This is a genomic window from Bradyrhizobium sp. MI1.7, from assembly GCF_055811795.1.
Genome location: NZ_JBVVPO010000146.1, coordinates 1 through 7,428, shown reverse-complemented (window position 1 = coordinate 7,428; position 7,428 = coordinate 1). Strand labels below are relative to the sequence as shown.

Here is a 7,428-nt window from a genome sequence, read left to right as displayed (position 1 = left end):
TTGGTCTTGTCGGCATCGTCGACCTTCCACTCGGTGGCAAGGCCCGGGATTACCACGCTCGCCTTGTCGGCCGAGGACAGGTCCCAGCCCGTGAGCGCGTCGTACATGGTGAGGCCGGTGAAGCGGTTGCCTTCAAAACCCTGATCGGGCTGGCCCAATGTGCGCGGAATATCGGCAGCGGTCATGCCGATGCGCAGCACGGTTTCGGCGCTTGCCACGCTCGGCCACGCGGCCGCAGTCGTCAGAGCCAGCGCAGCAATCAGCGCCGCGCGGGTGGTTGTCTTCATAAGCATCGTCTCAGTCCTCTTCCGGCTTTCAATGACTAATTTTGATGCAAACGTATGCAATGGCTATGCCAATGGGGAAACTTTTTCTGCAAATTGCCCCTGCGACGACAAGTCTGTGTGATCACGTGTCGGCAAAGCCACCGTCCTGCCTATTCTGGCATCAAGATTGCAAGTTTGGCTCTGAAATCTCCTGGGAGCCTTGGGCCATGCGTATCCGACTATCGACCTGTCTCGCCGTGCTTGCGCTGGCGTTATCCGCGATCACGGCACGCGCCGAAACGGTGGTGCGCTACGGCATCTCGATGGCGGACATCCCGCTGACGACGGGCCAGCCCGATCGCGGCGCCGGCGCCTATCAGTTCACGGCGTACACCATCTACGATCCGCTGGTCGCCTGGGAGATGGACGTCGCCGACCGCCCCGGCAAGCTGGTGCCCGGGCTCGCCACCGAATGGAAGGTGGATGATGCCGACAAGACCAAGTGGATCTTCAAGCTGCGCCCCGGCGTCACCTTCCATGACGGCTCGCCGTTCAACGCCGATGCCGTGGTGTGGAACGTCGAGAAGGTGCTGAAGCAGGATGCGCCGCAGTTCGACGCCAGCCAGGTCGGCGTGACCGCGTCGCGCATGCCGACGCTGGCCTCCGCGAAGAAGATCGACGACATGACGGTCGAGCTCACCACCAAGGAGCCCGACAGCTTCCTGCCGATCAACCTCACCAACCTGTTCATGGCGAGCCCGGCGAAGTGGCAGCATTTCTACGACAAGGCGGAAGGCGCCGACGCCAAGGCGAAGTCGCAGGCCGCGTGGACCGCGTTCGCCAAGGACGCCGCGGGCACCGGCCCGTGGAAGATGGCGAGCTTCACGCCGCGCGAGCGCCTCGAGCTGGTGAAGAACGCGGCCTATTGGGACAAGGCGCGCGTGCCCAAGGTCGACAAGATGGTGCTCCTGCCGATGCCGGAAGCAAACGCGCGCACCGCGGCGCTGCTCTCGGGGCAGGTCGATTGGGTCGAGGCGCCGGCGCCCGACGCGTTGCCCGAGCTCAAGCAGCGCGGTTTCAAGCTCTACGCCAACGAGCAGCCGCATGTCTGGCCGTGGCAGTTCTCGCGCGTCGAAGGCTCGCCCTGGAATGACATCCGCGTCCGCAAGGCCGCCAACCTCTGCGTCGATCGCGAGGGTCTCAAGGACGGCCTGCTCGCGGGCCTGATGGTGCCGGCGACCGGCACCTTCGAGCCCGGCCATCCCTGGCGCGGCAAGCCGACCTTCGAGATCAAGTACGACAAGGCGGCTGCGCAAAAGTTGATGCAGGAGGCCGGCTTCGGTCCGTCAAAGAAGCTGACGGTGAAGATCCAGACCTCGGCGTCGGGCTCCGGCCAGATGCAGCCGCTGCCGATGAACGAATATCTCCAGCAGGCGCTCGCCGAATGCCATTTCGACGTGAAGCTCGACGTCATCGAGTGGAACACGCTGTTCACCAACTGGCGCCGCGGCGCCAAGGACCCCAGCGCCAACGGCTCGAACGCGACCAACGTCACCTACGCGGCGATGGACCCGTTCTTCGCGCTGGTGCGCTTCCTCCAGTCCGGCATGGCGCCGCCGGTCTCGAACAATTGGGGCTTCATCCACGAGCCCAAGTTCGACGAGCTGGTGAAGAAGGCACGGCAGACGTTTGATCCAGCCGCGCGCGACGCTGCGCTCGCCGAGCTGCACGCGGCCTCCGTCGACGATGCAGCCTTCCTCTACGTCGCCCACGACGTCGGCCCCCGCGCCATCAGCCCGAAGGTGACGGGCGTCGTGCAGCCCAAGAGCTGGTTCATCGACTTCTCGCTGGTGTCGATGCAGTAGTTCGCGCCACACGCTCAGTGCACCCTCTCCCCTTGTGGGAGAGGGCGGCTTCGCGGCAGCGAAGCCGGGTGAGGGGTCTCTCTCCGCGAGCGACCCTCTCTCTCATTCGATAACGCTGTATCTGCGGATAGATACCCCTCATCCGGCGCGCTGATCGCGCGCCACCTTCTCCCACAAGGGGAGAAGGAAGAAAGAAGACCAGTGCTCGCCTATATCGCTCGCCGCATCGTCTATGTCATTCCGATCGTCATCAGCGTGGCGCTGGTGTGCTTTCTGCTCGTGCACATCACGCCGGGCGATCCGCTGGTCGCCGTGCTGCCGGCCGACGCCTCGCAGGAGCTCGCGGCGCAGCTCCGCGCCGCCTATGGTTTCGACCGTCCGCTGCCGGTGCAGTTCGGCCTGTGGCTGCTGCGTGCCCTTCATGGCGATCTCGGCAATTCCATCGCGACGGGGCGTCCCGTGCTCGCCGAGGTCATGCGCGCGGTCAGCAACACCGTCACGCTCGCGATTGCGGCCGCCATCATCGGCTTCACGATGGGCATCCTGCTCGGCCTGATCGCCGGCTATTTCCGCGAGACCTGGATCGACAAGGTCGCGACCTCCTTCGCCATCGCCGGCGTCTCCGTGCCGCATTACTGGCTCGGCATGGTGCTCGTCATCATCTTCTCGGTGCAGCTGAACTGGCTGCCCGCGGTCGGCGCCGGGCCGAACGGCTCCAACTTCTGGGCCTGGGACTGGGCGCATCTGAAATATCTCGTGCTGCCGGCGATCACGACCTCGGTGATTCCGATGGGCATCGTCACCCGCACCGTGCGCGCGCTCACCGGCGACATCCTCAGCCAGGACTTTGTCGAGGCGCTGCGCGCAAAGGGCCTGCACGAAACCGGCGTGTTTCGCCACGTCATCAAGAACGCCGCGCCCACCGCGCTCGCGGTGATGGGGCTTCAGCTCGGCTACATGCTCGGCGGCTCGATCCTGATCGAGACCGTGTTCTCCTGGCCGGGGTCGGGCTTCCTGCTCAATTCGGCGATCTTCCAGCGCGACCTGCCGCTGCTGCAGGGCACGATCCTGATCCTGGCGCTGTTCTTCGTCTTCCTCAATCTGCTGGTCGACATCGCGCAAGCCGCGATCGACCCGCGCATCAAGCGGGGCTAGCCGATGAGCGAGCTTCCGTTGTCAGCGACCGCCGACGCCGCGCTCCAGGCCGCGCCCGCGACCAAGGCGCGCGGCTATTGGGCGACCGTCGGCCGCCGCATCGCCCGCGACAAGGTCAGCATGGCCTGCGCGCTGGTGCTGCTGCTGATTTTCCTCTCCGCGGTGCTCGCGCCGTGGCTCGGACTTGAAGATCCCTACAAGGGTTCGATGATCCGCCGCCTCCGCCACATCGGCACAGCAGGCTACCCGCTCGGCACCGACGAGCTCGGCCGCGACATGCTGGCGCGGCTGATCTATGGCGGCCGGCTGTCACTCGTTATCGGCATCCTGCCCGTGATCCTCGCCTTCTGCATCGGCACGTCGCTCGGCCTCGTCGCTGGCTATGTCGGCGGCAAGCTCAACACCGCGATCATGCGCACGATCGACGTGTTCTACGCCTTTCCCTCCGTGCTGCTCGCCATCGCGATCTCCGGCGCGCTCGGTGCCGGCATCCTCAATTCCATCGTGTCCCTGACCGTTGTGTTCGTGCCGCAGATCACACGTGTTGCCGAAAGCGTGACCACCGGCGTGCGCAACATGGACTTCGTCGAAGCGGCGCGTGCGTCCGGCGCGGGGCCCTTCACCATCATGCGTGTGCACATCCTCGGCAACGTCTTGGGCGCGATCTTCGTCTATGCGACCAGTCTCATTTCGGTCTCGATGATCCTGGCCGCAGGTCTCTCCTTCCTCGGCCTCGGCACAAAACCGCCGGAGCCGGAATGGGGACTGATGCTGAACACGCTCCGCACCGCGATCTACGTCAATCCCTGGGTCGCGGCATTGCCGGGCGCGATGATCTTTGCGGTCTCGATCTGCTTCAACCTGCTCTCGGACGGCCTGCGCAGCGCCATGGACATTAGGAACTAGGCCATGAGCGAGAGCAACACATCCGTTGAAATGCTGGAGCCGGTCGAGGACGTTGGCGGCGTCGCGCAACCGCTGCTCCAGGTCAACGGCCTGACCAAGCATTTCCCGGTGCGCGGCGGGCTGTTCGCCGCGAAACGCACCGTGCGCGCGGTCGACAACGTCTCCTTCTCGGTCGCGAAGGGCGAGACCGTCGGCATCGTCGGCGAATCCGGCTGCGGCAAGTCGACCACCGCGCGGCTGCTGATGCATCTGATGCCGCGCGATACCGGGGACATCATCTATGACGGCATGACCGTCGGCCAGGCGCTGTCGTTGCGCGAGCTGCGCCGCGGCATGCAGATGGTGTTCCAGGATTCCTATGCCTCGCTCAATCCGCGCCTGACGATCGAGGAATCGATCGCGTTCGGCCCGAAAGTGCACGGCATGGCCGATGGCACGGCGCGGGCGCTGGCGCGCGAGCTGCTCGGCAAGGTGGGCCTGCGGCCGGAAAACTTCGCCAACCGCTATCCGCACGAGATCTCCGGCGGCCAGCGCCAGCGCGTCAACATCGCGCGTGCGCTGGCGCTGTCGCCGCGGCTGGTGATCCTCGACGAAGCCGTTTCGGCGCTCGACAAATCCGTCGAGGCACAGGTGCTGAATTTGCTCGCCGATCTCAAGCGCGAGTTCGGCCTGACCTATCTCTTCATCAGCCACGACCTCAACGTCGTCCACTACATCAGCGATCGCGTGCTGGTGATGTATCTCGGCGAGGTCGTCGAGCTCGGCCCGGTCGACCAGGTCTGGGACAACCCTGCGCATCCCTATACGCGTGCGCTCCTTGCCGCGATGCCGTCGTCGGACCCGGATCGTCGCACCGAGAAGCCGCCGATCACCGGCGATCCGCCCAATCCGATCGATCCGCCGCCGGGTTGCCGCTTCCACACCCGCTGCGCGTTTGCGGAGCCGCTCTGCGCAAATGCAGCACCAAAGCTCACCGCGCTCGATACAATGGGCCACGAAGCCGCGTGCTACATGGCGATACCGGGATCAGGCCATAGCCGCGCGCCCGCAGAGGAAACAGCATGACAAGACCGACACCCAAAGAGATCAAGCCGATCGCGCAGATCGCCGGCGTCCCTGTTGATGACGAGATCGCGACGCGTATCTCCAATTCCATCGGACCGGCCTTCGAAGGCTTTGCGGCCATCGCCGGCACGCTGCCGTTCGATCTCGAGCCCGCGCTCTATCCGATCGCGCAGACGCAGAAGGTGTCGAAATGAGCCGTGAGCCTGCATTGATGACGCTCACCGAGGTCGCGCGCGCGATCGCGATGAAGCAGGTGTCCTCGCATGAGGTGACGCGTGCGCTGCTGCACCGCATCGCGCAGTGGCAGCCGCATCTGAACGCCTTCATGTCGGTTGAAGCCGAGTCCGCGTTGAAGGCTGCCGATGCCGCGGATGCCGAGCTCGCCAAGGGCAATGTCCGCGGTCCGCTGCACGGCGTGCCGCTCGCGCACAAGGACATGTATTACGACGCAGGCCACGTCTCGACCTGCGGCTCGCTGATCCGCCGCGACTTCGTGCCGACCGTCACGTCCACGGCCTTGCAGCGGCTGAAGGATGCCGGCCAGGTCCGCCTCGGCACGCTGCATCTGGCCGAATTCGCCTATGGCCCGACCGGCCACAACGCCCATTATGGCCCGGTGCGCAATCCCTGGAACGTCGCGCACATCACCGGCGGCTCCTCGTCGGGCTCGGGCTCGTCGGTCGCGGCGCGCCTGACGTTTGCGGCGCTCGGCTCCGACACCGGTGGTTCGATCCGCATGCCCGCGCATTTCTGCGGCGTCACCGGGCTGAAGACCACCGTCGGTCGCGTCAGCCGCGCCGGCGCGATGCCGCTGTCGCAATCGCTCGACACCGTCGGTCCGCTCGCCCGCACCGCCGAGGATTGCGCGCTGCTGCTGGCGCTGATGGCCGGTCCCGATCCCGCGGATTCGACCACCAGTCATGAGCCGCTGTCCGACTATGTCGGCGCCACCAAGGGGTCGCTCAAGGGCCTGAAGATCGGCGTGCCCGCGTCCTTCTATGTCGACGATCTCGACGGCGAGGTCGCGCGCGTGCTGGACGAGACCATCGCGGTGCTCAAGCGCGAGGGCGCCGACATCGTCACAGTCGAGCTGCCGGACCAGCGGCAATTGTCTGCGGCAAGCCAGCTCGTGCTCGCGGCCGAAGCGGCCGCCTTCCACAAGCGCTGGATGATCGAGCGTCCGCAGGACTATGGCCCGCAGGTCCTGATGCGGCTTCAGAACGGTCTCGCCGTTCCCGCCATCACCTATCTCGAAGCCATGCGCTGGCGCGGCCCCGCACTCGCCGCGCACAATGCGGCCACCGCTGGTGTCGATGCGGTCATCGCGCCGGCATCGCCGGTGCCGGCGCCGACGATCGAGGAGAGCGACGTCGGCGGCGGCCCGAACGCGCCGGCGATGGTGCAGCGGCTGACGCTGTTCACCCGCCCGGTGAATTTTCTGGGCCTGCCGTCGCTCACCATTCCCTCCGGCTTCACGAAAAGCGGCCTGCCGGTTGGCATGCAGCTGATCGGCCGCTCCTTCGATGAAGCGACCTTGCTCACCATCGGCGCCGCCTTCCAGCGCGTCACCGACTATCACGATAGGTTGCCGAAACTGCCGTCATGACAAAGCTCGTCGACATCTCAGGCCTCAACATCCGCTTCACCGGGGAGCGCACGGTCTATGCCGTGAACGATCTCAGTCTCTCGCTCGGTGACGGCGAGGTGCTGGGCCTGCTCGGCGAGTCCGGTTCCGGCAAGAGCGTGACCCTGCGTGCGCTGATGCGGCTGCTGCCGAAGAAGCGCACGCAGATTTCGGGCAAGGTCAACGTGATGGGCCGCGACGTGCTCGCCATGAACGACGAGGAGCTGTCGTCGTTCCGCGGCCAGACCGTGTCGATGATCTTTCAGGAGCCCGCGCTCGCGCTCGATCCGGTCTACACCATCGGCGCGCAGATCGCCGAAAGCGTCGTGCGCCACGAAGGCAAGAGCCTTGCGGAAGGGCGGGCGAGGGCGCTCGAAATGCTCGAGGTCGTGCGCATTCCCTCGGCCAGGCGGCGGCTGGATGCCTATCCGCACGAGATGTCCGGCGGCATGCGCCAGCGCAATCACAACGCGCTGGCGATCTGCGCCGAGCCCGAACTGATCATCGCGGACGAGCCGACCACCGCGCTCGATGTCTCCGTGCAGGC

The 7,428-nt window shown here is 65.8% G+C and carries 7 protein-coding genes and 1 pseudogene; 7 read left to right on the top strand and 1 reads right to left on the bottom strand.

Going from position 1 to position 7,428, the window contains the following annotated elements:
- Positions 1–293, bottom strand: a pseudogene (locus AC0L3X_RS46145) (ABC transporter substrate-binding protein); the annotation flags it as partial.
- Positions 294–493: 200 nt separating this feature from the next.
- On the opposite strand from AC0L3X_RS46145, the gene AC0L3X_RS46140 reads away from it, so the two are divergent.
- The 7 genes from AC0L3X_RS46140 to AC0L3X_RS46110 form a co-directional block, all read left to right on the top strand.
- Positions 494–2,131, top strand: coding sequence for an ABC transporter substrate-binding protein (locus AC0L3X_RS46140; RefSeq protein ID WP_473317538.1), 1,638 nt, complete (start codon positions 494–496; stop codon positions 2,129–2,131).
- Between the two features lie 201 nt (positions 2,132–2,332).
- The gene (locus AC0L3X_RS46135) at positions 2,333–3,286 is read left to right on the top strand and encodes an ABC transporter permease (protein ID WP_354131616.1); all 954 of its coding nucleotides are present in this window, start codon (positions 2,333–2,335) and stop codon (positions 3,284–3,286) included.
- 3 nt (positions 3,287–3,289) lie between these two features.
- A complete protein-coding gene (locus tag AC0L3X_RS46130) occupies positions 3,290–4,192 on the top strand; it encodes an ABC transporter permease (protein ID WP_014498429.1) in 903 nt (300 codons plus the stop codon).
- A gap of 3 nt (positions 4,193–4,195) precedes the next feature.
- On the top strand, positions 4,196–5,257 hold the full coding sequence (locus AC0L3X_RS46125) for an ABC transporter ATP-binding protein (protein WP_063980819.1): 1,062 nt from the start codon (positions 4,196–4,198) through the stop codon (positions 5,255–5,257).
- A complete protein-coding gene (locus AC0L3X_RS46120; protein ID WP_018321359.1) occupies positions 5,254–5,451 on the top strand; it encodes a hypothetical protein in 198 nt (65 codons plus the stop codon). The genes AC0L3X_RS46125 and AC0L3X_RS46120 overlap by 4 nt, the downstream gene beginning before the upstream one ends.
- A complete protein-coding gene (locus AC0L3X_RS46115; protein ID WP_063980820.1) occupies positions 5,448–6,863 on the top strand; it encodes an Asp-tRNA(Asn)/Glu-tRNA(Gln) amidotransferase GatCAB subunit A in 1,416 nt (471 codons plus the stop codon). Before AC0L3X_RS46120 ends, AC0L3X_RS46115 begins: the two co-directional genes overlap by 4 nt.
- The coding region (locus AC0L3X_RS46110) for an ATP-binding cassette domain-containing protein (protein ID WP_473317537.1) at positions 6,860–7,428 on the top strand (569 nt) is incomplete at its 3' end. The genes AC0L3X_RS46115 and AC0L3X_RS46110, both read left to right, overlap by 4 nt.

Coding starts and splice junctions, on each gene's coding strand:
- AC0L3X_RS46140 (WP_473317538.1), top strand. CDS start 494: ATGCGTATCCGACTATCGACCTGTCTCGCCGTGCTTGCGCTGGCGTTA.
- AC0L3X_RS46130 (WP_014498429.1), top strand. CDS start 3,290: ATGAGCGAGCTTCCGTTGTCAGCGACCGCCGACGCCGCGCTCCAGGCC.
- AC0L3X_RS46125 (WP_063980819.1), top strand. CDS start 4,196: ATGAGCGAGAGCAACACATCCGTTGAAATGCTGGAGCCGGTCGAGGAC.
- AC0L3X_RS46120 (WP_018321359.1), top strand. CDS start 5,254: ATGACAAGACCGACACCCAAAGAGATCAAGCCGATCGCGCAGATCGCC.
- AC0L3X_RS46115 (WP_063980820.1), top strand. CDS start 5,448: ATGAGCCGTGAGCCTGCATTGATGACGCTCACCGAGGTCGCGCGCGCG.